Source organism: Gammaproteobacteria bacterium, from assembly GCA_016712635.1.
Classification (GTDB): domain Bacteria; phylum Pseudomonadota; class Gammaproteobacteria; order SZUA-140; family SZUA-140; genus JADJWH01.
In genome coordinates this window covers 474,925-500,035 of record JADJQS010000006.1, presented here as the reverse complement: position 1 = coordinate 500,035, position 25,111 = coordinate 474,925, and the positions used below count along the sequence as shown (strand labels likewise).

Annotated in this window: 23 protein-coding genes; 9 read left to right on the top strand and 14 right to left on the bottom strand. The window is 65.6% G+C overall.

Annotated elements, in window-relative coordinates; all coding sequences use genetic code 11:
- Window positions 1-65: 65 nt before the first annotated feature.
- Together hpnD and IPK65_09230 are read left to right on the top strand one after the other, a co-directional pair.
- Window positions 66-938 (top strand): presqualene diphosphate synthase HpnD, encoded by an 873-nt coding sequence (gene hpnD / locus IPK65_09235; GenBank protein MBK8163310.1) that lies wholly within the window; start codon window positions 66-68, stop codon window positions 936-938.
- Between the two features lies 1 nt (window position 939).
- Window positions 940-2,298: an FAD-dependent oxidoreductase gene (locus IPK65_09230; protein MBK8163309.1), complete on the top strand. Its 1,359-nt coding sequence runs from the start codon at window positions 940-942 to the stop codon at window positions 2,296-2,298.
- An 11-nt stretch (window positions 2,299-2,309) separates the two neighbouring features.
- Here the strand turns inward: IPK65_09230 and IPK65_09225 are convergent, their stop codons facing one another.
- From IPK65_09225 to tadA, 3 genes are all read right to left on the bottom strand, one after another.
- Window positions 2,310-2,858, bottom strand: a complete 549-nt coding sequence (locus IPK65_09225) for a GNAT family N-acetyltransferase (GenBank protein ID MBK8163308.1) — start codon at window positions 2,856-2,858, stop codon at window positions 2,310-2,312.
- A gap of 329 nt (window positions 2,859-3,187) precedes the next feature.
- Window positions 3,188-4,354, bottom strand: coding sequence for a hypothetical protein (locus IPK65_09220; protein MBK8163307.1), 1,167 nt, complete (start codon window positions 4,352-4,354; stop codon window positions 3,188-3,190).
- A 111-nt stretch (window positions 4,355-4,465) separates the two neighbouring features.
- A complete protein-coding gene (gene tadA, locus IPK65_09215) occupies window positions 4,466-6,211 on the bottom strand; it encodes a Flp pilus assembly complex ATPase component TadA (GenBank protein ID MBK8163306.1) in 1,746 nt (581 codons plus the stop codon).
- A 382-nt stretch (window positions 6,212-6,593) separates the two neighbouring features.
- Here tadA and IPK65_09210 point away from each other — a divergent pair, with 382 nt between their 5' ends.
- The 5 genes from IPK65_09210 to IPK65_09190 all read left to right on the top strand — a co-directional run bounded on the left by IPK65_09210 (window position 6,594) and on the right by IPK65_09190 (window position 11,334).
- On the top strand, window positions 6,594-7,526 hold the full coding sequence (locus IPK65_09210) for a GGDEF domain-containing protein (GenBank protein MBK8163305.1): 933 nt from the start codon (window positions 6,594-6,596) through the stop codon (window positions 7,524-7,526).
- A 107-nt stretch (window positions 7,527-7,633) separates the two neighbouring features.
- Complete coding sequence (locus IPK65_09205) at window positions 7,634-7,912, top strand: hypothetical protein (GenBank protein ID MBK8163304.1); 279 nt, start codon at window positions 7,634-7,636, stop codon at window positions 7,910-7,912.
- A 108-nt stretch (window positions 7,913-8,020) separates the two neighbouring features.
- The gene (locus IPK65_09200) at window positions 8,021-9,097 is read left to right on the top strand and encodes an agmatine deiminase family protein (protein ID MBK8163303.1); all 1,077 of its coding nucleotides are present in this window, start codon (window positions 8,021-8,023) and stop codon (window positions 9,095-9,097) included.
- Between the two features lie 13 nt (window positions 9,098-9,110).
- Window positions 9,111-10,004, top strand: coding sequence for a carbon-nitrogen hydrolase (locus IPK65_09195; protein MBK8163302.1), 894 nt, complete (start codon window positions 9,111-9,113; stop codon window positions 10,002-10,004).
- A 217-nt stretch (window positions 10,005-10,221) separates the two neighbouring features.
- Window positions 10,222-11,334, top strand: a complete 1,113-nt coding sequence (locus IPK65_09190) for a 3-deoxy-7-phosphoheptulonate synthase (GenBank protein ID MBK8163301.1) — start codon at window positions 10,222-10,224, stop codon at window positions 11,332-11,334.
- A gap of 66 nt (window positions 11,335-11,400) precedes the next feature.
- On the opposite strand, the gene ispF is transcribed toward IPK65_09190, so the two are convergent.
- From ispF to IPK65_09155, 7 genes are all read right to left on the bottom strand, one after another.
- On the bottom strand, window positions 11,401-11,895 hold the full coding sequence (gene ispF / locus IPK65_09185; GenBank protein ID MBK8163300.1) for a 2-C-methyl-D-erythritol 2,4-cyclodiphosphate synthase: 495 nt from the start codon (window positions 11,893-11,895) through the stop codon (window positions 11,401-11,403).
- Window positions 11,892-12,632 (bottom strand): 2-C-methyl-D-erythritol 4-phosphate cytidylyltransferase, encoded by a 741-nt coding sequence (ispD, locus tag IPK65_09180; protein MBK8163299.1) that lies wholly within the window; start codon window positions 12,630-12,632, stop codon window positions 11,892-11,894. The genes ispF and ispD overlap by 4 nt, the downstream gene beginning before the upstream one ends.
- A gap of 9 nt (window positions 12,633-12,641) precedes the next feature.
- Window positions 12,642-12,917: a cell division protein FtsB gene (gene ftsB / locus IPK65_09175; protein MBK8163298.1), complete on the bottom strand. Its 276-nt coding sequence runs from the start codon at window positions 12,915-12,917 to the stop codon at window positions 12,642-12,644.
- Window positions 12,918-13,047: 130 nt separating this feature from the next.
- On the bottom strand, window positions 13,048-14,337 hold the full coding sequence (gene eno, locus IPK65_09170; protein MBK8163297.1) for a phosphopyruvate hydratase: 1,290 nt from the start codon (window positions 14,335-14,337) through the stop codon (window positions 13,048-13,050).
- 170 nt (window positions 14,338-14,507) lie between these two features.
- On the bottom strand, window positions 14,508-15,341 hold the full coding sequence (gene kdsA, locus IPK65_09165; protein MBK8163296.1) for a 3-deoxy-8-phosphooctulonate synthase: 834 nt from the start codon (window positions 15,339-15,341) through the stop codon (window positions 14,508-14,510).
- Between the two features lie 4 nt (window positions 15,342-15,345).
- Window positions 15,346-16,998: a CTP synthase gene (locus IPK65_09160; GenBank protein MBK8163295.1), complete on the bottom strand. Its 1,653-nt coding sequence runs from the start codon at window positions 16,996-16,998 to the stop codon at window positions 15,346-15,348.
- A gap of 420 nt (window positions 16,999-17,418) precedes the next feature.
- Window positions 17,419-18,303: a DMT family transporter gene (locus IPK65_09155; GenBank protein ID MBK8163294.1), complete on the bottom strand. Its 885-nt coding sequence runs from the start codon at window positions 18,301-18,303 to the stop codon at window positions 17,419-17,421.
- Window positions 18,304-18,514: 211 nt separating this feature from the next.
- Here IPK65_09155 and dapC point away from each other — a divergent pair, with 211 nt between their 5' ends.
- On the top strand, window positions 18,515-19,711 hold the full coding sequence (dapC, locus tag IPK65_09150) for a succinyldiaminopimelate transaminase (protein MBK8163293.1): 1,197 nt from the start codon (window positions 18,515-18,517) through the stop codon (window positions 19,709-19,711).
- A 116-nt stretch (window positions 19,712-19,827) separates the two neighbouring features.
- On the top strand, window positions 19,828-20,649 hold the full coding sequence (dapD, locus tag IPK65_09145) for a 2,3,4,5-tetrahydropyridine-2,6-dicarboxylate N-succinyltransferase (protein MBK8163292.1): 822 nt from the start codon (window positions 19,828-19,830) through the stop codon (window positions 20,647-20,649).
- 95 nt (window positions 20,650-20,744) lie between these two features.
- Here the strand turns inward: dapD and urtE are convergent, their stop codons facing one another.
- The 4 genes from urtE to urtB are packed head-to-tail and all read right to left on the bottom strand — an operon-like array spanning window position 20,745 to window position 25,040.
- Window positions 20,745-21,440 (bottom strand): urea ABC transporter ATP-binding subunit UrtE, encoded by a 696-nt coding sequence (urtE, locus tag IPK65_09140; protein MBK8163291.1) that lies wholly within the window; start codon window positions 21,438-21,440, stop codon window positions 20,745-20,747.
- Between the two features lies 1 nt (window position 21,441).
- Window positions 21,442-22,203 carry an urea ABC transporter ATP-binding protein UrtD gene (gene urtD, locus IPK65_09135; protein MBK8163290.1) on the bottom strand — a complete coding sequence of 254 codons (762 nt, stop codon included), beginning with the start codon at window positions 22,201-22,203 and terminating at the stop codon, window positions 21,442-21,444.
- Between the two features lie 47 nt (window positions 22,204-22,250).
- Window positions 22,251-23,381, bottom strand: coding sequence for an urea ABC transporter permease subunit UrtC (gene urtC / locus IPK65_09130; GenBank protein ID MBK8163289.1), 1,131 nt, complete (start codon window positions 23,379-23,381; stop codon window positions 22,251-22,253).
- 3 nt (window positions 23,382-23,384) lie between these two features.
- Window positions 23,385-25,040, bottom strand: coding sequence for an urea ABC transporter permease subunit UrtB (gene urtB / locus IPK65_09125; protein ID MBK8163288.1), 1,656 nt, complete (start codon window positions 25,038-25,040; stop codon window positions 23,385-23,387).
- Between the last annotated feature and the right edge of the window lie 71 nt (window positions 25,041-25,111).

The window sequence follows — 25,111 nt, the reverse complement described above, 5'->3', positions numbered from 1 at the left end:
CTTAGTCCCAGGTCCACAGTCCTCAGTCCTGTGTTTTTTTGAAGTTTTCCTGTATCTTCCCCGCCATGACCCCGGACCAGTACTGCCAGCAGAAGGCCGCCCGCAGCGGCTCCAGTTTTTACTACGGTTTCCTGTTCCTGCCGCCGGACCAGCGGCGCGCGATCATCGCCCTGTATGCCTTCTGTCGCGAGGTCGATGACATCGTCGATTCACGCATCGATCCGCAGGTCGCGCGCGGCAAGCTGGCGTGGTGGCGCGAGGAGATCGGCCGCCTGTTCGCCGGTGGTCCCCAGCACCCCGTGACGCGCGCGCTCGCCGCTCCCATCCAGCGCTTCAACCTGCCGGCCGAGCACTTCCTCGAGATCATCGACGGCATGGAGATGGATCTCGATCACGACACCTACGAGAGCTTCAAGGACCTCTCGCTGTACTGCCACCGCGTGGCCAGCATGGTCGGCCTGATGTCGGCGGAGATCTTCGGCTATACCGACCGCGCGACGCTGAAATACGCCCACAATCTCGGCACCGCGTTCCAGCTCACCAACATCCTGCGCGACGTGCGCGAGGACAGCCAGCGCAGACGGCTCTACATCCCGCTCGACGAGCTGCGCCGCTTCGCCGTCGGCATCAACGAGATCATGGGCAGCCAGACCAACGAACGCATCCGCGCCCTGCTGCGTTTCCAGGCGGACCGCGCCAGGCTCTATTACCGCAAGGCCTTCGAGCTGCTTCCTGCGGCCGACCGTTTTTCCCAGCGCGGCGGCCTCGCCATGGCCGCGATCTACCTAGAAACCCTGAAGGAGATCGCCGCAGACGACTACAACGTGCTCGAGCACCGCGTCAGCCTGACGCCCGTACGCAAGCTGTGGCTGGCCTGGAAGACCGTGCAGCAGGAAAAGCGGCAGCACAGGAAGCGGATCACGGCGACGGCGGACTGACATGACGCACGTGATCATCGTGGGCGGCGGCTGGTCCGGCCTCGCCGCCGCCGTGGAGCTGTGCCGCAACGGCGCCGCGGTCACGCTGATCGAGGCCGCGGGACGCCTCGGTGGCCGCGCCGCCCGCGTCAGCTATCACGGACGCGAATATGACAGCGGGCAGCACCTGCTGATCGGCGCCTACCACGGCATCCTCGGCCTGCTTGCCGCGATGGGCGTGGCGGAGGATACCGTGTTCGAACGCCGCCCGTTCGAGCTCGTCTCGCTGTCCGTCCGCTCCTCCCCGCCGTTGCGACTCAGGCTCGCCGCGCTGCCCGCGCCGTTCCACCTGCTCGGCGGGCTGCTCGGCGCCGAGGGCATGAGCGGCGCCGACAAATGGAACGCGCTGAAATTCTGCCTCGCCGCGGCGCGATCCCGGAATCTGGACCTCGACTACTCGGTACAGGAACTGCTGTTTCGCCACCGCCAGTCACCTGAACTGATCGCTAGGTTGTGGGAGCCGGTCTGTCTTGCCGCGCTCAACACGCCGCTGCACGAGGCCTCGGCCGAGATCTTCCTGCGCGTGCTGCGCGACGCCTTTGCCTACGACCGCCGCGACAGCGACCTGCTGCTGCCGCGTGCCGGGCTGGCCGACGCGCTTCCCGAGCCGGCGCGGCGTTTCATCGAAGCGCGCGGAGGCCGCATCATGCTGGGTACGCGCGCCGCCGGTCTCGAGGTCGCGCGCGGCAGGATCGCGGCCGTCCTGCTCGCGGATGGCACCCGCCTGGCCGCCGACCACGTCATCCTCGCCCTGCCGCCGACGGCCTGCCTGCGCCTGATCGAGGATTGCGCCCCTCTCCACGCGCTGACGGATCGCCTGGCGCACTTCGAATTCTCGCCCGTCTGCACCCTGTACCTGCACTACCCACCCTCCGCCCGCCTCCCGCATCCGATGGTCGGGCTTCACGGCGCGCTCGCCCAGTGGGTGTTCGATCTCGGCAGCAGCCTTGAACCCGGGCTCATCGCCGCGGTCATCAGCGGGCCGGGCGAACATATGCAACTGGAGCGCGGGGAGCTGCAGCGGCGCGTCGCCGCCGAACTGGAGGTGTGTTTTCCGCACTGGCCGGCACCGGAACGGGTATTCACCCTGTGCGAGAAGCGCGCCACCTTCCTCAGCCGCTATGGCATCAACGCCCTGCGCCCGCAGGTGGAGACGCCCGTGGAGGCCTGCTGGCTGGCCGGGGACGCGGTCGCGACGGGTTACCCCTCGACACTCGAAGGCGCGGTGCGCAGCGGGCTGGAATGCGCGCGGGGGATTTTGGGGAATAATGCGGAGGGACGGACTGGGAGTCCGCCCCCTGCTGGTATGGGGACAGATTGAAAATCTGTCCCCTAGATCGCCGCCAGTATCGGGGCGGGATCCCGCGTGTTCGCCGGGGCGTCTTCCGCCGTCAGCAGCTTGCCCATGCGTATCGCGGTGCTGCCGTCGGGATAGAATCCCGGGATCTCCCTGATCACGCTATAGCCGTAGCGTGTATAGCGCTGGAACAGCTCCCTCTTGCCGCGGATCTCGAGGATCATGCAGGGACAATCGTTGGCAACGGCCTGTTGTTCCGCGCAGCGGAACAGGCGCGTACCGACGCCCATGCCGCGGAACTCCTCATCCACCGCATGTGAATAAAACCAGGACAGACGTTTCTGGCGAACGAAGAAGACGGCGGCATAACCGGCCAGCCTGCCGTCTATCTCGGCGACGATCAGGCTCGAGCGCGAACGCCCGACCATGCGCGTGAATTCAGCTTCACTCATCAGGAGATGGCCATAGACTGACGGATCGAAACAGCGCCGTTCGATCTGCGCCAGCGTGTGCGCATCCCGCGTCTCCGCCGGTCTGACCTCGATATGCGGACCCACACCGCGCCCGCCGTATGCCGCGACCATCTAGCCTCCCGTTCCTCCTGCAGCCATGGCAATCCCCGCTGCGAACCGCTAGTAAGAATGCTAGGGAAAGGAGAAGGGAGTCAAGGAGGCGGATAAAATATTCCCGCGCACCCCGCAGGACTGTGCGGCACCCGTCCTCCGCTGCCGGCGGCATCGTCGGGAATCCACGACAGCGTTGACCGTGGCCGGCGCTACAACCGGGGCACCGGAAATCCTCCAAGGAAACTCTGAATCATTACCTGGTTGTCACTCCCGCGAAAGCAGGAATCCAGTAATTCAAGGGCCTGGATGTCCGCCTGCGCGGGCATGACGAATTAATCGGAACTTCCCTAGTTGAGTCGGCAGCCGCTCCCGGTGATGGTGTTGCCCTGGGTATCGAATCCGTTCAACGTGCCGGCCGCCAGACCGACATCCGCCACGATGTCGAGCTGGTTCCCGGTTTCGGCGGTGATGCTCACATTCCCGTCCAGGGTGCCCGACAGGGTCGTCAGCACATCACCTTCCACGCTGTATGCCACACCGGTCACGTTACCGGCCGCGTTGATATCGAAAGTGTATATCCCGCTGTCCGCGCCTTCATAGGTCGCGGTGAAACGATAGACGGCGGCGTCGTCGCCGCCGATCCTTTCCCCCTGGAAGGTGCCGTCGATCTGCTGCGCCGCCGCAATCTGCCACGCGCCGGTCACGGAGTCCGCATCAAGCATGCGTCCCATGAAGGTGGTGTTCGGATTGGTATCACCGCTGATAAAAAAGGCCTGCTGATCCAGACTGACGGGCGAGGTCCCCTCCAGACCGATCAGGGTCTGGCTCAGGTTACGCGTGGCAAACCCCCGCAGTTCGCCCGTCGCCGCATCAATCATCACCCCGAAGTCGCCGCTATCATCGCCGACGAGCGTCCCGCGGAAGGCGCCCGAGCGCAGGCACTGCAATGTCGCGGTCATATGGTTCCTCGCCTCTGTCGCCGTAGGCAGGGAGCGCGGTCCTCGAAAAATGTTCATGTCGAAGAAGAGCAGGTCCAGTTCCGAATTGAAAACGCCCTCGCTGACATTGAAGCTGACCGGATTCCAGATCGACGGCGTCACTTCGGCGTGCTCGCGCAGTTCCTCGCTGATCTCAATCCCGTTCGCGGGAACGGCGTCCTCATCGAGCCACAGCAGGAATCTGACGATGTTGATGACCGCGGCCGAATTCACCCCGCCGGCCTGGACAAAATCGATGGGTGTGATCACGTCCTGTCCGGGGGCGGTGCCTACGATCAGCTCCCCGATGGAGAAGGTCACGTCCCGTCCCACCTCATAGGAAAAGCTGCCGTCAACGCCGGTCTCTCCCTCTTCCTCCCCGGAGCGATAACTCAGTCCGGAGACATTCGCATCCTTGAGCACTCCGGTGGCAGTGGCAGCTGAACCGCCACCGATGCCGCCTTCGCCGCTGCAGCCGGCACACAGCAATACAAGCGCCAGGATGAAAGGATGGCTGTAGATACTGGGATACCGCATGACGAAACTCCCGCTAGGAGGCCGGTCTGCCGCAACCGTCCGGGCATGATGGCACTCATTATATCCCTAACCCGGCAGTCCGGGCTGCGGGCGATCCGGGCATCCGGCATCTCATGCGCCGGCAACCGCCAGCGCCTCTTCGAGGGAGGTCCGACCCTCGCGGGCCAGCTGCAGCGCCTGCCCCAGCAGGGGCGTCATACCCTGTTCCCGCGCCAGCGCGGCCAGCGCCGCGGCCGGGGCGCCGGACCCGATGAGGGCGGCGATCTCCGGGGTGACGGGCAGCACCTCGCAGATGACGCAGCGCCCCGCATAGCCGGTGAAGTTGCAGGCGGCGCAGCCGGCGCCGCGCCGGAACTCACCACGTCCCCACCCCTGACCCCGCACCGGATGAGGCGGCAGGGCGCCCGCCTCCTCCGGGTGGCTGCACCGGGTGCAGTTCAGCCGGATCAGGCGCTGTGACATCACGCCAAGGAGGATCGACGCCAGAATGTACGGCTCCATCCCCATGTCGATCAGCCGGGTGACGGTGTCGGGCGCGCTGTTCGTGTGCAGCGTGCTCAACACCAGATGGCCGGTCAGCGCGGCCTGGCAGGCGATGGCGGCGGTCTTGCCGTCGCGGATCTCGCCGACCATGATCACATCCGGATCGTGGCGCAGGAACCGGCGCAGCACCTCGGCGAAACCCAGGCCGATCCTGTCCGCGATCTGCACCTGCTCGACGCCGTCCATGCCGTATTCGACCGGATCCTCCACGCTCAGGATATGGGCGCCCGTGGTGCGGATCTCGTTCAACAGTGCGTACAATGTGGTCGATTTTCCCGAGCCGGTCGGGCCGGCGACCAGCAGCAGGCCGTGCGGGCGCTGCAGGATGCGCAGCATATGGCCGGCCTCGCGCTCCGGCAGGCCGAGCTGCATGAACGGCTTGAGGCCGACCTCCTTGTCGAGGATGCGGATCACCACGCTCTCTCCGTTCACCGTGGGGATCACCGAGATGCGCAGGTCAATGTCGCGCCCGCCGCGATGCAGCCTCGCGTTACCCTCCTGCGGCAGGCGGCGTTCGGCAATGTTCATGTGGCCGATGATCTTGACCCGGCTCACCAGGGCCGGGAGCAGCGATTTGTGCAGAGCGCGCGCGTACTGCAGGCTGCCGTCGATCCGGTAATAGACGCCGACGCGATCGCGATCCGGGCGGATATTGATGTCGGAGGCGCGTCGCATGATGCCTTGCAGTATGACGGCGCTCAGCAGGCGGACGATGGGCTTGCGCGTCGCTTCGCGCGTGGACGGATCCGCGGACGCTTCGGCGTCCGCGTCGTCGGGCGGCGCATCCGGCCTGGCCACCTCCAGCGCCTCATCCTCGTCGGCCTGCGAATAATACCGGTTGTGGGCGAGCGCGATGTCCTCCGCCGCGGCCAGCACCGGGACCACGCTGGCGCCGGTGTTGAAGCGGATCAGCTCCAGCGTGGCGGCATCGAGCGGGTTCTCGAGCGCCACGATCAGCCGCTCGCCACTCTCGGCCAGCGGAAGCACCGAATGCTGCACGGCGAACTCGGCGGGCAACCGCGCCAGCACGGCGGCATCCAGTTGCAGGTATTCGAGCACGACACAGGGAATGCCGAATTTGCTGGCGAGCGCCTCGTTGATCTGCCCGACGCTGAGCTGCCCGCTTTCGATCAGTATGCGTCCGAGGTGTTTGCTGCGCTCCTGCCGCTGGCGGGCCAGGGCCTGGTCCAGCTGGGCCGGATTGATGAGTTTGGATTCGAGCAGGATGCTGCCGAGCGGCCGGTCGGGCGGCGGCCTGCGGCCGTCCACCAGTCGCAACAGCTCCTCCACCGAATGAAGCGGGATCCTTTGCATGTGCACCTTCCCTGGCGCCAATGGCGATGATGTTGTCCTGACCTGCCGCACTATCATGCGCAGGGGGGCGGCGGCGGGCAAGTCCGGTATACGGCCGGCTCTGTCTCAGCAGGGATGACCGGGAGAAAAGTCAGAATTCATTCAGTGGATTAATTGCATCTGCTGCATGAGGACGTCAGGAGAGGCTGCGCCCGCCGCCGGTTTGTTGGCGAGCCATGCCCGTCGCCGCCTATTTTCTTCATCGGAGGAGTGTGCTAAGAATATCAAACACATTCCCTAACTTTCTAAAATCCAAGAAAGATTCCGTTCCGATAGACGCTGGCACGGATGTTGCTATGTTACGCATTGGATACCTGCGATGAGAAGGGAGGGAGACTCATCGATGCCGCAACAAAGGAAAAAGGACAGCAGCGAACCGGTCTACGAGCTGGGTAACCTGGCCCTGATGTCCAGTGCCATCGAGACCGATGCGGGCCTGCCCGAAGGGACCGCCAAGGCGCTGCAGATCGCCGGCATGCTGCAGACGACGCTCGATATCGACCAGCTGATCGAAGTCTTTTCCCAGCAGATCCACGGTCTCGTTCCCCATAACAGCATCAGCTTCGAATACAAACCGCTGCAGATCGCGGTATCTCACGGCAAGTCCGAGAAGCATTCCTGTTCCTATCAGCTGGTGGTGGCGGCACAGTCGCTCGGCCAGCTGGTCCTGACGCGGCGCAAGAAGTTCACGGTCAACGAGACCCACCTGATCGAGCACCTGCTCTGCTGCCTGGTGTATCCCCTGCGCAACGCCATCATGTACCGGCACGCACTCACGGCGGCGCTCACAGATCCGCTCACCGGCGTCAACAACCGTGCCGCGATGAACAGCGCGCTCATCCGCGAGACCGAACTCGCGCGCCGGCACGGCAACTCGCTGTCGCTGATCGCGGCGGACATCGATCATTTCAAGCTGATCAACGACACCTACGGGCACCTCGCGGGTGATTACGTCCTCAAGGCCGTCGCCGAGACGCTCACCGACTGCACGCGCCGCACCGACGTCCTGTTCCGCTCCGGCGGCGAGGAATTCCTCATCCTGCTGAGCAATACCGGTAAACAGGGCGCGATGCTGCTCGCCGAACGCATCCGCGGCGCGATAGAGGCCAGTGAACTCCACTACTGTGACCACAGGATCGCCGTCACGATCAGCCTCGGCGTAGCCTGTTTCAGCAAGGGCGACAACAGCGAGGGCCTGTTCGAGAAGGCCGATACCGCGCTCTACGCCGCCAAGGCGGGTGGGCGCAACTGCGTGAAATTCTCGGATTCGCCCTGATCAGGGCGGGTTTTGTGACGGGCGTCTTTTCTCCGTCCCGTCGTCTTAAAGACTTTACTTCCGCCGCCGCTTCCCTACAGGCCCGTCACGAACCGGGAGTGTTGCGCATGAAATTATCACCCTATCTCACACGCCTGATCCCTGCCGCGGCACTGCTGCTCGCGACGGCTGCTGTACAGGGCGCACCGGCTGACACCACCGTCTCCGCGCTGCCCGACCGTGGCATGACCATGAGCGTGGTGGAACAGTCCTTTGGCAAGCCCGTCCAGATCCTGCCCGCGGTCGGCGACCCTCCGATCACGCGCTGGGTGTATCCGGCCGGCACCGTGTATTTCGAACGCCAGTACGTCATCCACAGCGTCGTCCCGCGTCCGCCCAAACCCTGAGTCCGCCCCACCCCCGCGCCCGCACTCCCCGGCTGGAGACAGGGCGGGCGTTTGATGGCATCATATGCGGCTTCTTCAGAAGCCGCGCCGCGGGCGTGACCCAGGATCATGACAATACCCTCCACCGCCAGTCCGCGCCGCCTGCCGGCCGAATGGGAACCGCAGGACGCGGTCATGCTGACCTGGCCGTACGCCGACAGTGACTGGCAATCGGAACTCACCGGCGTCGAGCCGGTGTTCGCCGCCATCGCCGCGTGCATCAGCCGCCACGAACAGGTGATCATCACCTGCCGCGACGATGCGCACCGCGACCATATCGCAACACAGCTCGAACATGTCCGCGCCCGCATGGAAGCGGTGCGCTTCTACACCGCCCCGTCGAACGACGTCTGGGTGCGCGACCACGGCCCGATCACCCTGCTCGAACACGCCCGGCCGGTGCTGTGCGACTTCACCTTCAACGGCTGGGGCGGCAAATACGAGGCGGCGGCGGACAACGAGATCACGCGCCGCCTGCACGCGCAGGGCGCCTTCGGCGCCACGCCGCTGCGCCGCTCGGACTTCGTGCTGGAGGGCGGCAGCCTCGAAAGTGACGGCAACGGCACACTGCTCACCACCACGCAATGCCTGCTCGCGCCGACGCGCAATCCCGGCTGGACACAGGAACGCATCGAAGGATTCATTAAAGAGGAGCTCGGCGTCACGCGACTGCTGTGGCTCAAACACGGCTGGCTCGCCGGCGACGACACCGACAGCCACATCGACCAGCTGGCGCGCTTCTGCGACGAGCGCACCATCGCCTATGCGGCCTGCGATAATCCGGCAGATGAACATTACCCGGAGCTGCGGGCGATGGCGGCGGAACTGGCCGCGCTGCGCGATGCCGCCGGCCAGCCTTATACGCTGGTACCGCTGCCGCTGCCACAGCCCAGGCGCGACCGCGACGGCCGGCGGCTGGCGGCGAGCTATGCCAACTTCCTCATCGTCAACGACGCGGTGCTCGTGCCGGTATACGGCGATCCCGCCGACCAGGTCGCCCTCGACCGCCTCGCCGACTGCTTTCCCGGCCGCGCGATCATCGACATCCCGTGCCTCCCCCTGATCTCGCAGAACGGCAGCCTGCACTGTGCTACGATGCAGATTCCCGCCGGCGTGCTCTCAGACGCGGCGGCAGGAATTCGATGATGAAGCCGCATCCATGACCTCTGCCTCGCTCAAACTCGGACTGGTCCAGCACGCCTGCGGCGCCGACCGCGCGGACAACCTCGCGCACAGCGCGGAGGGCATCCGTGCCGCCGCGGCGCGCGGCGCCGACCTCGTCCTGCTGCAGGAGCTCCATGCCGGCCCCTACTTCTGCCAGACCGAGGACCCCGCCGCCTTCGACCTGGCGGAGCCGATCCCGTCGGGGCCGAGCACGCGCGCCCTCGCCGCCCTCGCCGCCGAGCTCCGCGTGGTAATCGTCGGTTCGGTATTCGAGCGCCGCGCGAGCGGGCTCTATCACAACACCGCCGTCGTGCTCGAGCGCGACGGTACACTGGCCGGTACATACCGCAAGATGCACATCCCGGACGACCCGGGCTACTACGAAAAATTCTATTTCACGCCGGGCGACCTCGGCTTCATGCCGGTCAACACCTCGGTCGGGCGGCTGGGCGTGCTGGTATGCTGGGACCAGTGGTATCCGGAGGCGGCGCGCCTGATGGCGCTGGCTGGCGCCGATATCCTGCTCTACCCGACCGCCATCGGCTGGGACCCGCGCGACGGCGAGACAGAACGCTCGCGTCAGCGTGATGCGTGGCGCACCATACAGCGCGCGCATGCGATCGCCAACGGCCTTCCGGTCGCCGCCTGCAACCGCGTCGGCCGCGAGATGGATCCGTCCGGCCAGTCTGACGGCATTGAATTCTGGGGCGGCAGCTTCGTGTGCGGACCGCAGGGCGAGATCCTCGCCGAGGCGGCCGCCGCCGAACCGGCAGTGCTCGTCGTCGAGATCGACCGCGCACGCAGTGAGGCAGTGCGGAGGATGTGGCCCTACCTGCGCGACCGCCGCATCGATGCGTATGGAGATCTGACGCGGAGGTTCAGGGATTAGGCGTGAGGCGTGAGGCGTGAGGCGTGAGGCGTGAGGCGTGAGGCGTGAGGCGTGAGGCGTGAGGCGTAATGCTTCCCGGGCTTATTTTTCCCGTCAAGCACTTAGTAAATTAATAGTTTATATTCTTTCTCTTCACCTAACTCCTCACGCCTCACCGGAATGTACATTAAGCGTTATCCATAAGAAATTACCCAAACACATAATAGGTAACCACCACATGATCCTGATCCTTTCCTCCAACACCGACCGCAACGGCGCCGAGTTCCGCCAGCTGATGAACCACCTGGAGAACCTGCCGAACATCCAGTCGCGCATCCACCAGGAGGTCGGCACGAAGCAGACCCTGACCGAGATCTACCTGATCGGTGACACCCTCGCACTCAACGAGGCGGAGATGTCCGTGCTGCCGTGTGTCGAGCGCGTGGTGCGCGTGTCGGAGGAATACCGTGTGCTCGGCCGCCACAAGGGCGACAACCGCCCCACCTCGTTCGAATACAACGGTCTGCGCTTTGGCCAGGATACGCTGCACGTCTTCGCCGGGCTGTGCGCCGTCGATACGCCCGAGCATGTCGAGCGCATGCTGAAGGCACTGCAGGAGAACGGCCAGGTGTGCACGCGCATGGGCGCCTACAAGCCGCGCACCAATCCGTATTCCTTCCAGGGCCACGGCAAGAAGTGCCTGCCCTACGTGTTCGAGCTGGCGGGCAAGTACGGCATCAAGTGCATCGCGATGGAGGTGACGCACGAGGCCCATATCATGGAGATCAAGGCGGCACTCGAGCAGACTGGAAATCCGACCGGCATCATGCTGCAGATCGGCACGCGCAACACGCAGAACTTCGAGCTGCTCAAGTTCACCGGCCGTCAGCACGAGTTCCCGGTGCTGCTCAAGCGCGGTTTCGGCATCACGCTGGAGGAATCGCTCAACGCAGCGGAATACCTCGCCAGCGAGGGCAACCGCAAGGTGATCTTCGGCCTGCGCGGCATGAAGACCAACATGGGCGACCCGCACCGCAACTTCGTCGACTTCGCCCACGTGCCCGTGATCAAGCGCCTGACGCGCATGCCGGTGTGCATCGACCCGTCACACTCGGTCGGCGCGCGCACGCGCAACCCGGACGGCATCCTCGACCTCATGCACGTCACCGCCCAGGGGATCGTCGCCGGCGCCAACATGGTACTGGTCGACTTCCACCCCGAGCCGAGCAAGGCCCTGGTTGACGGCCCGCAGGCGCTGCTGATGAAGGAACTGCCCTATTTTCTCGAAGACATCCGCATCGCGCGCGAGGCGTATGAACAGCGGGTGAAGCTGGCGCAGGCCAACGCCTGAGATACCCCATCCGGGGATGGATTTCAAATCCGTCCCCTTCCGGTTCCGGAGTTGAGGGGACAGATTTTAAATCTGTCCCCGTTCTTCTCTTTCTTCCAATAAGACCACCGCATACGCCGCGACACCCTCCGCCCTTCCGGTAAACCCCATGCCCTCGGTCGTGGTGGCCTTGACGTTGACGCAGTCGATGGGAAGGCCGAGGTCGGCGGCGAGGATGGCGGTCATGGAGTCGATGTAGGGGGCGAACTTCGGTTTCTGCGCGATCAGCGTGGCATCGACGTTGACGATGCCGTAGCCGCGCTGGCGCAGCTGTTCCAGCACGCGCCGCAGCAGGATGCGGCTGTCGATGCCGGCGAATTCCGCCGAATTGTCCGGGAAGTGGCGGCCGATGTCGCCGAGTCCGGCGGCGCCGAGCAGCGCGTCACACAGGGCGTGGATCAGCACATCGCCGTCGGAATGCGCGAGCAGACCGAGCTCATACGGGATCTCGACCCCGCCGATGACGAGCGGCCGGTCCGGCACGAAGCGGTGCGCGTCGTAGCCGCAGCCGATGCGCGTCATTCTCCTTCTTCCTGTCTCCGGCGCAGGAATACCTCGGCGAGTGCGAGGTCTCCCGGCGCGGTGATCTTGATGTTGTCGGCGTGTCCTTCCACCATGCGCACGGCGTGGCCGGCATGCTCCATCGCGCCTGCCTCGTCGGTTACTGCGCGTCCGCCCGCGACGGCCGCCTCGAGTGCGGTCCGCAGCGCGCCGAGCCGGAACATCTGCGGCGTCAACGCGCGCCATACGCCCTCGCGCGCCAGCGTCTCGATCACGTCGCCGCGCGTGTCGACGCGCTTCAGGGTATCGGGTACCGGCACGCCGAGCAGGCCGCCGACCGGATGGTCCTGCAGCATGGCGATCAGGCGATCGAGATCGGCGCGGCGCAGGCACGGCCGCGCGGCGTCATGCACCAGCACCCAGTCGTTCGGCTGCCCCAGCACGCTCAGGCGGCGCAGGGCGTTGAGCACGGAGATATGGCGGTCCGCGCCGCCCGTCACCGTATCCAGCGGGCAGACTGTTGGCGGGGCCAGCCGCGTCCATTCCGTGTCGTTCGGCGGCAGCGCCACCACGATGCCGGCGACCAGCGGATGGCCGGAAAACAACGCGAGGGTATGTTCGATGACGGTGCGGCCGGCAAGTTCGAGGTATTGCTTGGGCACGCCGGCGCCCATGCGGTTGCCGCAACCCGCCGCGGGGATAACTACCCAGTAGGCCGGATCCTGGTCGGCGACGGTGGTGTTCTGTGCGTCCGTCATGCCGTTCCCTCAGGGTTCCACGGTCTGGAAGAAGGTTTCGTCCTTGCGGATCATGCCGAGCTCGGCGCGCGCGCGCTCTTCCACCGCCGCCTCACCCTGTTTCAGGTCAACCACCTCGGCCTCAAGCGCCTCGTTACGCTCGCGCAGGACCTCATTTTCCTGCTGCTGGCGCGCGATCTCGTAATTGAGGCGCCAGATGCCGGAGATGCCGTCAGCGTTCGACCACAGCCTCACCTGCAAAAGTACCAGCAGTAACAGCAGGACCGCCAGGGTGATGCGCGAGATCAGGCGACCGTGATCAGCCGCGAGCGGGCGCAGGTAAAACGGAATCCGGCGGCTGCCGCCTTTGTGCGCGGACCGGGGAGTCGCTCCGCCGCGTCTCCTGATCAGGGCTCCGCTCGCCAAGACGCGCGTCTCATGCCTTGCGGAACGCCCGCAGGGCGCCGCGCCCGGCGTAGGTCCCGCCGCCGGCGAGCGCCTCTTCGATGCGCACCAGCCGGTTGTACTTCGCCACGCGGTCGGAGCGCGACAGCGAGCCGGTCTTGATCTGGCCGGCGCTGGTCGCGACCGCGAGGTCGGCGATGAAGGTGTCCTCGGTCTCGCCGGAGCGGTGCGAAATCACCACGCTGTAGCCGGCGTCCTTGGCCATGCGGATCGCGGCCAGCGATTCGGTCAGCGTGCCGATCTGGTTGACCTTGATCAGGATCGAGTTCGCGATGCTGCGCTCGATGCCTTCCTTGAGGATCTGGGTGTTGGTGACGAACAGGTCGTCGCCGACGAGCTGGACACGGTCGCCGATCTTGCGCGTCAGCAGATCCCAGCCGTCCCAGTCGTTTTCCGCCATGCCGTCCTCGATCGAGACGATCGGGTAGCGGTTCGCCCAATCGGTCAGGTAGTCGGCGAACTGCGCCGAGCTGAGCTTCCGGCCTTCGGCCTCGAGCTGATAGGCGCCGTCCCTGTAGAACTCCGAGCTGGCCGGGTCGAGCGCGATGTAGACGTCCTTGCCGGCCTGGTAGCCGGCGCGGCCGACGGCCTCGAGGATCACCTCGATCGCCTGCTGGTTGGATTCGAGGTCGGGCGCGAAGCCGCCCTCGTCGCCCACGCCGGTATTGAGACCGCGCTCGTGCAGCACCTTCTTCAGGGTGTGGAACACCTCGGCGCCGATGCGCAGCGCCTCGCGGAAGTTCGGCGCGCCGACCGGCATGATCATGAACTCCTGCATGTCGAGCCGGTTGTCGGCGTGCACGCCGCCGTTGACGACGTTCATCATCGGCACCGGCAGCGTGAACGGGCCGTCACCGCCGAGATGGCGGTAGAGCGGCAGGCCGCGCGCCTCGGCCGCGGCGCGCGCCGCCGCCAGCGATACCGCCAGGATGGCATTGGCGCCGAGGCGCGATTTGTTCGGCGTGCCGTCGAGATTGATCATGACGCGGTCGAGCGCCGTCTGGTCCGCCGCGTCCTTGCCGAGCAGCGCGCCGCGGATCTCCTTATGGATGTGCGCGACCGCCCTGGTGACTCCCTTGCCGCCGTAGCGGCGCGCATCGCCGTCACGCAGCTCGATCGCCTCGCGAGACCCGGTGGATGCGCCGGAGGGCACCGCGGCGGTGCCGCGCGCGCCGGAATCCAGTATCACGTCCGCTTCGACCGTCGGATTGCCGCGCGAATCGAGGATCTCGCGCCCGACCACATCAACTATCTTCGCCATCGTATTCCTTAATCAAATCAAGTTGGATAAAAAATGGGGACAGATTTTATTTTTGCGGGATGATCTCCGTTAAATGAAGAGCAACCGGTCAAAAATTAAATCTGTCCCCATTTTTTGATTTTCAATCTGCCGGTTTCCCGGCGCACAGTTTACGCTCTTCGCGGGGAAATTCAAAAATCGGACTCGATGAAACCGTCGCGCTTGACCACCGCGTCCAGCGCACACAGGGTCCGCAGCAGCTCCTCCATCCGGCCCAGCGGCCAGGCGTTGGGACCGTCGCTGAGCGCGCGCTCGGGGTCCGGGTGGGTCTCCATGAACAGGCCGCTGACGCCGGCCGCCACCGCAGCGCGGGCCAGCACCGGCACGAACTCGCGCTGACCGCCCGAGGAGGCGCCGCGCCCGCCCGGCTGCTGTACCGAATGGGTGGCGTCGAACACCACCGGGCAGCCGGTCTCGCGCATGACGGCCAGTCCGCGCATGTCGGACACCAGGGTGTTGTAGCCGAAGGACACGCCGCGCTCGCATACCATGATGTGGTCGTTGCCGGTCTCGCGCGCCTTATCCACCACGTTCTTCATGTCCCAGGGGGAAAGGAACTGGCCTTTCTTGATGTTGACCGGCCGGCCCTGGCGGGCGACGTTCTGGATGAAATTGGTCTGGCGGCACAGGAAGGCCGGCGTCTGCAGCACGTCGACCACCGCCGCGACTTCCGCCAGCGGGGTATCCTCGTGCACGTCGGTCAGCACCGGCACGCCGATGCGGTTCTTCACCTCTTCCAGGATGTGCAGGCCCTCCTCCAGGCCGGGGCCGCGGTAGCTCTTGCTCGAGGTCCGGTTGGCCTTGTCGAAGGAGGATTTGTAGATGAACGGGACGCCGACCCGCCCGGCCAGTTCCTTCAGGGCCTGGGCGGTCTCCAGCGCCAGCGCACGGCTCTCGATCACGCAGGGTCCGGCGATGAGGAAGATCGGCCGGTCGATCCCGGCCTCGAAACCGCACAGTTTCATGGCGTCACGCACCCACCAGCGCGCGCTTCACTCCCTGTTCGGCCACGACGCGCGCCTGGCGTATGAATCCGCTGAACAACGGGTGGCCGTCGCGCGGATTGGAGGTGAACTCCGGATGGAACTGGCTGGCAACAAACCACGGGTGGTCGCGCAGCTCGATCATCTCCACCAGCTGGCCGTCGAGCGAGCGGCCGGACACGACCAGGCCGGCCTGCTGCAGCGCGTCGAGGAAACGGTTGTTGACCTCGTAGCGGTGGCGGTGGCGTTCGGAAATTACGTCCTGCCCGTACAGCTCGCGCGCCCGGGTGCCCGGCTCCAACCGGCACTGCTGCGCGCCGAGGCGCATGGTGCCGCCGAGGTCGGAATCCTGCGTACGGCGCTCGACCTGTCCCTCCGCCGTTGTCCACTCCGTCACCATGGCGATGACCGGGTATGGCGTGGCGGGATTGAATTCGGTGCTGTGCGCGCCGGCGAGCCCGGCCTTGCTGCGCGCGTATTCGATGACGGCGACCTGCATGCCGAGGCAGATGCCGAGATAGGGGATCTTCTGTTCGCGCGCGTGCCCGGCGGCCCTGATCTTGCCATCGATGCCACGCTCGCCGAAGCCGCCGGCGACGAGGATCGCGTCCATCCCGCGCAGGACGCCGACCCCGCTGCGCTGGATCTCCTCGGCGTCGATGTAGCGGATGCGCACCCGCGTGCGTGTGTGGATGCCGGCGTGGATCAGCGCCTCGGACAGCGACTTGTAGGCGTCGGTCAGGTCGGTGTACTTGCCGACCAGTGCGACGGTCACCTCGCCGGTCGGGTGCTCCAGCGCCTCGACGATGCGCTGCCAGGAGGACAGGTCGGCCTTGGGCACGTCGAGGCGGAATTTTTCCGCCACCAGGTCGTCCAGTCCCTGCTCGTGCAGCAGCACCGGAATCTTGTAGATGCAGTCGACATCGATCGCCGAAATCACGGCGCGTTCCTGCACGTTGGTGAACAGCGCGATCTTGCGCCGCTCGTCGCGCGGCAGCGGACGGTCACCGCGGCACATCAGGATGTCGGGCTGGATGCCGATCGACAGCAGTTCCTTCACCGAGTGCTGGGTCGGCTTGGTCTTGATCTCGCCCGCCGCCGGGATGTACGGCACCAGCGTCAGGTGCATGTAAAGCGCATTGTCGTGGCCGAGTTCGACGCCGAGCTGGCGGATCGCCTCCAGGAACGGCAGCGATTCGATGTCACCTACCGTGCCGCCGATCTCGACCAGCGCGATGTCGGCGTCGCCGGCGCCGTCGCGGATGCAGCGCTTGATCTCGTCGGTGATGTGCGGGATCACCTGCACGGTGGCGCCGAGGTAGTCGCCGCGGCGCTCCTTGGCGATCACGCTCGCGTAGATGCGCCCGGTGGTGTAGTTGTTGCGGCGCGACATGCGCGCGTGGACGAAGCGTTCATAGTGCCCGAGATCCAGGTCCGTCTCGGCACCGTCGTCGGTGACGAACACCTCGCCGTGCTGGAACGGGCTCATGGTGCCCGGATCGACGTTGATGTACGGATCGAGCTTGATCAGGGTGACTTTGAGGCCGCGCGCTTCGAGGATGGTGCCGAGGGAGGCCGACGCGATCCCCTTGCCCAGGGAAGACACCACGCCGCCGGTAACAAAGATGAATTTGGTCATGCAGGTCTGCTGAATTCCGCTCCGTTCAAGAATGGTGACACGTTACCAGAATGCCCCCGATTCCTCAATCGCAAGGCCGGGGACAATCGTACAGCCGGGGACAGATTTCAAATCTGTCCCCGCTCAAAGCCGCGGGTTGGGCGGATAGCCGCCACCGCTTGGACGGATAATGTGAAGCCCAGCCGCCGCAGATCGATCAGCGTGCACCAACACGTCCATCCCGCGCAGGCCGTGATCCTGGATTAGATCTTTGCACGCTTCTGATAACACCAGATCCCCGCCTGCGCGGGGAGGATGGACCAGAGCCAACGCGGGCCGCCGCAACGGGCGCGCCCCTGCCACAATCACGAGGTCGAGGTGATGCAATACTCAGAAGGTTTCGCGATTCCTCTCGCACCCCCATGTCCCTGCTCGTAATAATTAATGGGAACTTCGCATCTGGGCGCGTGCGGCGAACCAGCCGGCGAGCAGGATCAGCGCGCCGCCCGCCCATTCCTGCGGCTTGACGACCTCGTCGGTCAGCCACTGCGCGGAGGCGGCCCCCACCACGAGCTCGAACAGCAGCACCACCGCGGCGCGGTGCGCCGGCATGTGCGTCATGCCGTAGACCACCGCGATCGTCATCACCGCCATGCCGAACGCGCCGAGGGCGACCGCGCCGGTGATCACCCCCGCGCCGACCGGCGGGAACGCAAGGCCTTCCAGCGCGATCCAGGCGACGGCGACCAGCACCACGCCGGCCCAGGCCGCCACGGTCTTGCCCCACACCGACACATGCTGCATGCGGCGGATGGTCACATTGCTGAGTGCGAAGGCGAAGCCGGAGGTGAGGGCCAGCCAGTCGGCGGTGCCACGCGGCCAGGGCGCGCCGGTCGTCGTGTCCCACAGCATGATCAGGGCGCCCGCCATCGCCACCGCCATGGTGATGCGCGCGGCCAGCGACAGTTGCTCCTGCAGCAGCAGGCGCGCCAGTATCACCGTCCACAGCGGCGACAGGTAGAACAGCAGCAGCACGCGCACCACGTTGCCCTCGAGCACGGCGAGGATGAAGGCGACGTTGCACCAGCCGCTCGCGGCCAGCAGCAGAACCACCCATCCGTCCCAGCGCAGGCGCTCGCGGCGCAAGGCCAGGGCGGCGAGGCCGATGGCGAGCGCGGTGCCGTAGATGATCAGCGTGGACCACAGGCCGACGAGTCCGCGCGCCTCGAGCACGCGCAAGGGAAACCACGACACCCCCCAGAAGGCGGCGCCGAACAGCAGGGCGGCAAGCGGCAGGACAGTGGTGGCGGCGAGTTTGGATGGCATGACCGCTTGTCTTATACTGTGCGACTTCGAATCGGGGACAGGGGTATTTTCGTTTTCGGGACGGTTGCCCGATGACCCGGAAAACCGCCGGGCCATGATACAGGACGGCGAAGATCCCGACCCGATTTTCCCGCGCACCGCCGCCGGCCGGGGTTCAGATGAGATAGTTTAATAAATTATAGTTAGTTACACCGCTTTATTGATAATTCAGATGAATCCTGACCTGACCCGACTGCAGCCCTACCCGTTCGAACGCCTGGCCCGCCTCAAGCACGGCGTCCCGCCCCCGGCGGGCAGGTCCGCGCTCAGCCTGGCCATGGGTGAACCGAAACACCAGCCGCCCGGCTTCATCGCCGAGGAGATCATCACCCACCTGCACGGACTGGCGCAGTACCCGCTGACGCGCGGCAACCCGGAGCTGCGCGCGGCGATCTCGACCTGGCTGCAGCGGCGCTACAGACTGTCCGGTGCAAGCCTCGACCCCGAGCGCCACATCCTGCCGGTGAACGGCACGCGTGAGGCCCTGTTCGCGATCGCGCAGACGGTGATCGACCGCACGCGCCGCCCTCTCGTCATGATGCCGAATCCGTTCTACCAGATCTACGAAGGCGCCGCCCTGCTCGCCGGCGCCGAGCCCTGGTACATCAACACCACCGCCGGTACGCACTGGCTGCCGGATTTCGCCGCCGTCCCGGCCGAAGCCTGGCAGCGCTGCCAGTTGCTCTATCTGTGCTCGCCAGGCAATCCCACCGGCACGGTAATCGGCCTGGACACGATGCGCGAACTGCTGGAACTCGCCGAGCGTTTCGATTTCATCATCGCCGCCGACGAATGCTACTCGGAACTCTACGACGACGAGGAGTCGCCGCCGCCCGGTCTGCTCCAGGCAGCGCATGCGCTCGGCAACACCGAATATAAACACTGCATCATCTTCCAGAGCCTGTCGAAACGTTCGAACGTCCCCGGCCTGCGCTCCGGCTTCGTCGCCGGCGACGCCGCGATCATCGAGCAGTTCCACCGTTACCGTACGTACCACGGCAGTGCGATGCCGCCGCACACCCAGGCCGCCAGCCGGCTGGCCTGGGGCGACGAGGAGCACGTGATCCGGAACCGCGCGCTGTACCGCGAGAAATTCACCGCCGTGCTGGACATACTCAAGCCCGTGCTCGCGGTCGACCGTCCCGCGGCGAGCTTCTATCTGTGGCCGCAGACTCCGGGTGACGACGCCGGGTTTGCGCGCGGCCTGTTCGCGGCGGAGAATGTCACCGTGCTGCCGGGCAGCTACCTGTCGCGCCCCGCCCATGGCCTCGACCCGGGCCGCGGCCGCGTGCGCATGGCCCTGGTGCCGCCGCTGGAGGAGTGCGTGGAGGCGGCGTGGCGGATACGAAACTTCATCGAGCGAAACTAACTGCCGGGGACGGATTTGAGTGGAAAGGCGGGGACAGATTTATAAATCTGTCCCCTCTTGATAGGAAGCTGGGGACAGATTTATAAATCTGTCCCCTATTTGAAATGGAGAACTGCATGAACGACCTGCAACGCATCATCGATGAAGCCTTCGAGCGCCGCGCCGACATCACCCCGCGCACCGTGGAGACCCACGTCAAGGAGGCGGTCAACACGGTGATCGACCAGCTCGACCAGGGCAAGCTGCGCGTCGCCGAGAAGAAGGGCGGCGAATGGGTCGTCAACCAGTGGCTGAAGAAGGCGGTGCTGCTGTCGTTCCGCATCGAGGACAATACTTTCATGAAGGGCGGCTTCACCAACTACTATGACAAGGTGCAGCCCAAGTACGCGGCCTACAACCCGCGCGAATTCCGCGACGCCGGCGTGCGCGTGGTGCCGCCGGCCAGCGCGCGCAAGGGCGCCTACATCGCCTCCGGCGTGGTGCTGATGCCCTCCTACGTCAATATCGGCGCCTACGTCGACAGCGGCACCATGGTCGATACCTGGGCGACCGTCGGCTCCTGCGCGCAGATCGGCAAGAACGTCCACCTGTCCGGCGGCGTCGGCATCGGCGGCGTGCTGGAACCGGTGCAGGCCAGCCCGACCATCATCGAGGACAACTGCTTCATCGGCGCGCGCTCCGAGGTCGTCGAGGGCGTCATCGTCGGCGAGGGCGCGGTGATCTCGATGGGCGTCTACATCGGGCAGAGTACCAAGATCTACAATCGCATGACCGGCGAGGTCACCTATGGCCGCATCCCGCCCGGCGCCGTCGTCGTCTCCGGCAATCTGCCCGCCAAGGACGGCAGCCACAGCCTGTACTGCGCGGTCATCATCAAACAGGTGGACGAGAAGACCCGGTCGAAGGTGGGTATCAACGAATTATTGCGGGATAAATAGACGTGAGGCGTAAGGAGTGAGGTGTGAGGAGTGAGGAGTGAGGTGTGAGGAGTAAGATAATTAATAATTCCTCACGCCTGACACCTCACTCCTCACTAGACTTTCAGATACTGATCAATCAACCCCTCGCTGAGCTGTCCGATATCCCCGGTTGCCACCATCCTCCCCCGGTCCATCAGGCAGAATTCCTTCGCCACGCGTCGCGCGAACGGAAGCTTCTGCTCGACCAGCAGGATGGTGAGGTTCTGCTCGGCGTTGAGGCGGCGGATGATGTCGCCGATCTCCTGCACGATGTTGGGCTGGATACCCTCGGTGGGTTCGTCGAGGATCAGCAGGGTCGGCTCCAGCACCAGCGCGCGGCCGATGGCGAGCTGTTGCTGCTGCCCGCCGGAGAGGTCGCCGCCGCGCCGGCGCAGCATCTGTTTCAGCACCGGGAACAGCTCGAAGATACGCTCCGGGATCTCGCGGCTGCGGTCGCGCCGCGCCGGCAGGCCGATGCGCAGGTTCTCCTCCACCGTCAGCAGCGGAAAGATCTCGCGCCCCTGCGGCACGTAGCCGATGCCGAGCGGCGCGCGCGCCTCGGCGGTGCGCGCGTGCAGGTCCTGGCCGTCGAAGCGGATCGTGCCGGAGGCGACGGGCTGCAGGCCCATGATCGAGCGCAGCAGCGTCGTCTTGCCCACGCCGTTGCGCCCCATCAGGCACAGGCAGCCTCCGCGCGGCAGGGTCAGGTCGACGTCCCACAGGGTGTGGCTCTCGCCGTAGAACTGGTTGAGCGCGCGGATCTCCAGCATGTCAGTGTCCCAGGTAGACCTCGATCACACGCGGGTCGTTCTGCACCTGGTCCATGCCGCCCTCGGCGAGCACGCTGCCCTCGTGCAGCACGGTGACCGTGCGCGCGATGGATCGCACGAAATCCATGTCATGCTCCACCACCACCACCGAATGGCGGCCGGCCAGGGACGTGAGCAACTCGGCGGTGCGGTCCATCTCCTGGTGCGTCATGCCCGCCACCGGCTCGTCGACCAGCAGCAGGCGGGGATTCTGCATCAGCAGCATGCCGATCTCCAGCCACTGCTTCTGGCCGTGCGACAGCGACTGCGCGCGCTGACCGCGCTGGCCGGTCAGGCCGATCAGTGTCAGTATCTCGTCGATACGGTCGCGCTGCTCGCCGGACAGGCGCGCCCACAGCGAGACCCACACGCGCTTGTCGGCCTGCATGGCCAGCTCGAGGTTCTCGAACACGGTATGGGCGGGAAAGATGGTCGGCTTCTGGAACTTGCGGCCGATGCCGGCGCTCGCGATCTCGTGTTCGGACAGGCGGGTCAGGTCCAGCGTCTGGCCGAAGAACACGGTGCCCGAATCCGGCCGCGTCTTGCCGGTGATGACGTCCATCATGGTCGTCTTGCCGGCGCCGTTCGGGCCAATGATGCAGCGCAGCTCGCCGTCATCGACGTACAACGTCAGGTTGTTCAGCGCCTTGAAACCGTCGAAGCTGACCGAGATGTTCTCGAGATACAGGATTGGTCCATGGCTGGTATCGACCTCGCCCTCCATGGAGGCATGGGCCAGGCCTTCGGAGTCCAGCGGGACCCGTCCGTCGCTCACGTCGCCTCCCCCGCCTTGCGCACCACGGCCTTCCTGCCGCGCAGCTTCGCGAGCAGTCCGACGATCCCCTGCGGCATCAGGATGGTCACCAGCACGAACAGGCCGCCGAGCGCGAACAGCCAGATGTCGGGCAGCTCGGTCGTGAACCAGGTCTTGGCATAGTTGACCAGAACGGCGCCGAGCACCGCGCCGTAGAGCGTGCCGCGCCCGCCGACCGCGACCCACACCACCAGCTCGATGGAATTGAGCGGCGAGAACTCGCTCGGGTTGATGATGCCGACCTGCGGCACGTAGAGCGCGCCGGCGATGCCCGCCAGCACCGCCGAGAAGACGAACACCCACAGCTTGTAGTGCTCGACCCGGTAGCCGATGAAGCGCGCGCGGCTCTCGGCGTCGCGCACCGCCACCACGACGCGGCCGAGCTTGGAGTTGACGATGTAGCGGCAGGCCAGGTAGCCGAGCGCCAGCGCCAGCGCCGAGATCAGGAACAGGGCGACGCGCGTCGCGTCGGACTGCAGATTGAAGCCGAGGAGGTCCTTGAAATCGGTCAGGCCGTTGTTGCCGCCGAAGCCCATGTCGTTGCGGAAGAAGGCGAGCATCAGCGCGAAGGTCAGCGCCTGGGTGATGATGGAGAGATACACCCCGGTGACGCGCGAGCGGAAGGCGAACCAGCCGAACACGAAGGCGAGCAGGCCGGGCACCAGCACGATCATCAGCAGGGCGAACCAGAACTGGTCGAAGCCGAACCAGTACCAGGGCAGCTCCTGCCAGTTCAGGAACACCATGAAGTCCGGCAGCACCGGGTTGCCGTAGACCCCGCGGTCGCCGATCTGGCGCATCAGGTACATGCCCATGGCGTAGCCGCCCAGCGCGAAGAATGCGCCATGGCCCAGGCTCAGGATGCCGCAATAGCCCCAGATCAGGTCGAGCGCCAGCGCCAGCAGTGCGTAGCACAGATACTTGCCCAGCAGCGTGACCGTATAGGCCGACAGGTGCAGCGGCGAGCCTTCGGGGATCACGAGGTTCGCGACCGGGATCGCGAGCGCGACCGTGGCGAGCATCAGCAGGAAGATTCGACCGCCGCGATCGTTTTCGAGCAGGCTGCGTACGAGGCCGCGCGACAGCATGGCTCAGTCCTCCGCCGCCCGGCCCTTCTGCGGAAACAGTCCGCGCGGGCGCTTCTGGATGAACAGGATGATCGCCACCAGTACGAAGATCTTGGCGAGCACCGCCCCGGACCACGGCTCGAGGAACTTGTTCACCACGCCGAGCGAGAGCGCGCCGACCAGCGTACCCCACAGGTTGCCCACGCCGCCGAACACCACCACCATGAAGGAATCGATGATGTACGCCTGGCCGAGGTTGGGGCCGACGTTGGTGAGCTGGCTGAGCGCCACACCGGCTACGCCGGCGATGCCGGAGCCGAGGCCGAAGGTCAGCGCGTCGACCCAGTCCGAGCGCACGCCCATGGCGCGCGCCATGGCGCGGTTCTGCGCCACCGCGCGCACCTGCAGGCCGAGCCGGCTCTTCTTCAGGATCAGCAGCAGCGCGGCGAACACCAGCAGGCTGAACAGGACGATGTACAGGCGGTTGTAGGTCAGCGACAGCACGCTGTTGATCTCCAGCGAGCCGCTCATCCAGGACGGCGTCGCCACCGAGCGGTTGAGCGGCGAGAAGATCGAGCGCACCATCTGCTGCAGCACCAGGCTGATGCCGAAGGTGGCGAGCAGCGTTTCCAGCGGGCGGCCGTACAGGAAGCGAATCACGCCGCGCTCGATCAGTATGCCGAACAGGCCCGCGACCACGAACGCGAGCGGCACCGCGACGAACAGCGACAGATCGATGTGCGCCGGCATCATGAGCTGCACGACATAGGTGGTATAGGCGCCGATCATCATCAGCTCGCCGTGCGCCATGTTGATGACCCCCATGACGCCGAAGGTGATCGCCAGACCGATCGCCGCCAGCAGCAGCACGGAACCCAGGCTGATGCCGAAGAATACCGTCTCCATCAGCCCGAAGATCTTCACCCGGTTGTCGATGCGCGCCAGCGCGACCACGGCGGCCTGGCGGATATCGGGATCGGCCTCGACGAAGGCGCCGTTGCCGTCCTGTTCGATCAGGGCCGCCAGACGGTTGCGCACCTCCGGCTCCAGGCTGCCGCCCAGGCGTTCCAGCGCGCCGAGTCGTACGGACTTGTCCGGGCTCCCCATGTCGACGAGCGCAAGCGCGTTCTGCATCTGCTCGAGAACCCGGCTGTCTTTTTCGCGCGCCAGCGCCGCGCGCAGCAATTCAATCGATGTCGGCGACATGTCCTTGATCGTCTCGCGCACCGCCGCCAGGCGGTCGGCCGGATCGCCGCTCGACAGGTTCAGCTGACCTATCGCATTGCGCAACACGCCGCGCAGCTGATTGTTCACCGTGATCTTCTTGAGGCCGGATTTTTCGGCGCTGCCGAGATCCTCGCCCGTGACCGGATCGGTCAGACGGTAATCCGCCTCGCCCGCCTGTGCGATGACGACGCGCCCGTCGTCCTTGCGATAATTCAGATCGCCGTTCAGCATCGCCGTCAGGATGGCGGCGCTGCGCCGGTGCGGCATCTGCATCAGTTGTTCAATCACCGCCTGTTTGGCGGCGAAATCGGGATTGGTGAGGCCGGCGACAGTATCCCGCAAGGCCTGGTCCGTGACGGTGTCCTGCGCCATGCCAGGGAGGGGCAGCAGCCAGACCAGCAGCCACAGCGCGCGCAGGTGCAGCTTCCATGCGGGAACGATCGATCGTGGCATCGGGTGTACTCTTTAATTTGGTGGTTCCGGTTTCCCGGATTCGTCATTCCCGCGCATGCGGGAATCCAGAC

Bases quoted from the DNA above. Each gene is read 5' to 3' on its own strand.
- urtE (MBK8163291.1), bottom strand. From the start codon at position 21,440: ATGCTGGAGATCCGCGCGCTCAACCAGTTCTACGGCGAGAGCCACACC.
- IPK65_09155 (MBK8163294.1), bottom strand. From the start codon at position 18,303: ATGCCATCCAAACTCGCCGCCACCACTGTCCTGCCGCTTGCCGCCCTG.
- IPK65_09205 (MBK8163304.1), top strand. From the start codon at position 7,634: ATGAAATTATCACCCTATCTCACACGCCTGATCCCTGCCGCGGCACTG.
- urtD (MBK8163290.1), bottom strand. From the start codon at position 22,203: ATGGAGGGCGAGGTCGATACCAGCCATGGACCAATCCTGTATCTCGAG.
- ispF (MBK8163300.1), bottom strand. From the start codon at position 11,895: ATGACGCGCATCGGCTGCGGCTACGACGCGCACCGCTTCGTGCCGGAC.
- dapD (MBK8163292.1), top strand. From the start codon at position 19,828: ATGAACGACCTGCAACGCATCATCGATGAAGCCTTCGAGCGCCGCGCC.
- eno (MBK8163297.1), bottom strand. From the start codon at position 14,337: ATGGCGAAGATAGTTGATGTGGTCGGGCGCGAGATCCTCGATTCGCGC.
- IPK65_09160 (MBK8163295.1), bottom strand. From the start codon at position 16,998: ATGACCAAATTCATCTTTGTTACCGGCGGCGTGGTGTCTTCCCTGGGC.
- IPK65_09225 (MBK8163308.1), bottom strand. From the start codon at position 2,858: ATGGTCGCGGCATACGGCGGGCGCGGTGTGGGTCCGCATATCGAGGTC.
- urtB (MBK8163288.1), bottom strand. From the start codon at position 25,040: ATGCCACGATCGATCGTTCCCGCATGGAAGCTGCACCTGCGCGCGCTG.
- IPK65_09230 (MBK8163309.1), top strand. From the start codon at position 940: ATGACGCACGTGATCATCGTGGGCGGCGGCTGGTCCGGCCTCGCCGCC.
- tadA (MBK8163306.1), bottom strand. From the start codon at position 6,211: ATGCAAAGGATCCCGCTTCATTCGGTGGAGGAGCTGTTGCGACTGGTG.
- dapC (MBK8163293.1), top strand. From the start codon at position 18,515: ATGAATCCTGACCTGACCCGACTGCAGCCCTACCCGTTCGAACGCCTG.
- kdsA (MBK8163296.1), bottom strand. From the start codon at position 15,341: ATGAAACTGTGCGGTTTCGAGGCCGGGATCGACCGGCCGATCTTCCTC.
- IPK65_09190 (MBK8163301.1), top strand. From the start codon at position 10,222: ATGATCCTGATCCTTTCCTCCAACACCGACCGCAACGGCGCCGAGTTC.
- hpnD (MBK8163310.1), top strand. From the start codon at position 66: ATGACCCCGGACCAGTACTGCCAGCAGAAGGCCGCCCGCAGCGGCTCC.
- IPK65_09210 (MBK8163305.1), top strand. From the start codon at position 6,594: ATGCCGCAACAAAGGAAAAAGGACAGCAGCGAACCGGTCTACGAGCTG.
- IPK65_09195 (MBK8163302.1), top strand. From the start codon at position 9,111: ATGACCTCTGCCTCGCTCAAACTCGGACTGGTCCAGCACGCCTGCGGC.
- urtC (MBK8163289.1), bottom strand. From the start codon at position 23,381: ATGCTGTCGCGCGGCCTCGTACGCAGCCTGCTCGAAAACGATCGCGGC.
- IPK65_09220 (MBK8163307.1), bottom strand. From the start codon at position 4,354: ATGCGGTATCCCAGTATCTACAGCCATCCTTTCATCCTGGCGCTTGTA.
- ispD (MBK8163299.1), bottom strand. From the start codon at position 12,632: ATGACGGACGCACAGAACACCACCGTCGCCGACCAGGATCCGGCCTAC.
- IPK65_09200 (MBK8163303.1), top strand. From the start codon at position 8,021: ATGACAATACCCTCCACCGCCAGTCCGCGCCGCCTGCCGGCCGAATGG.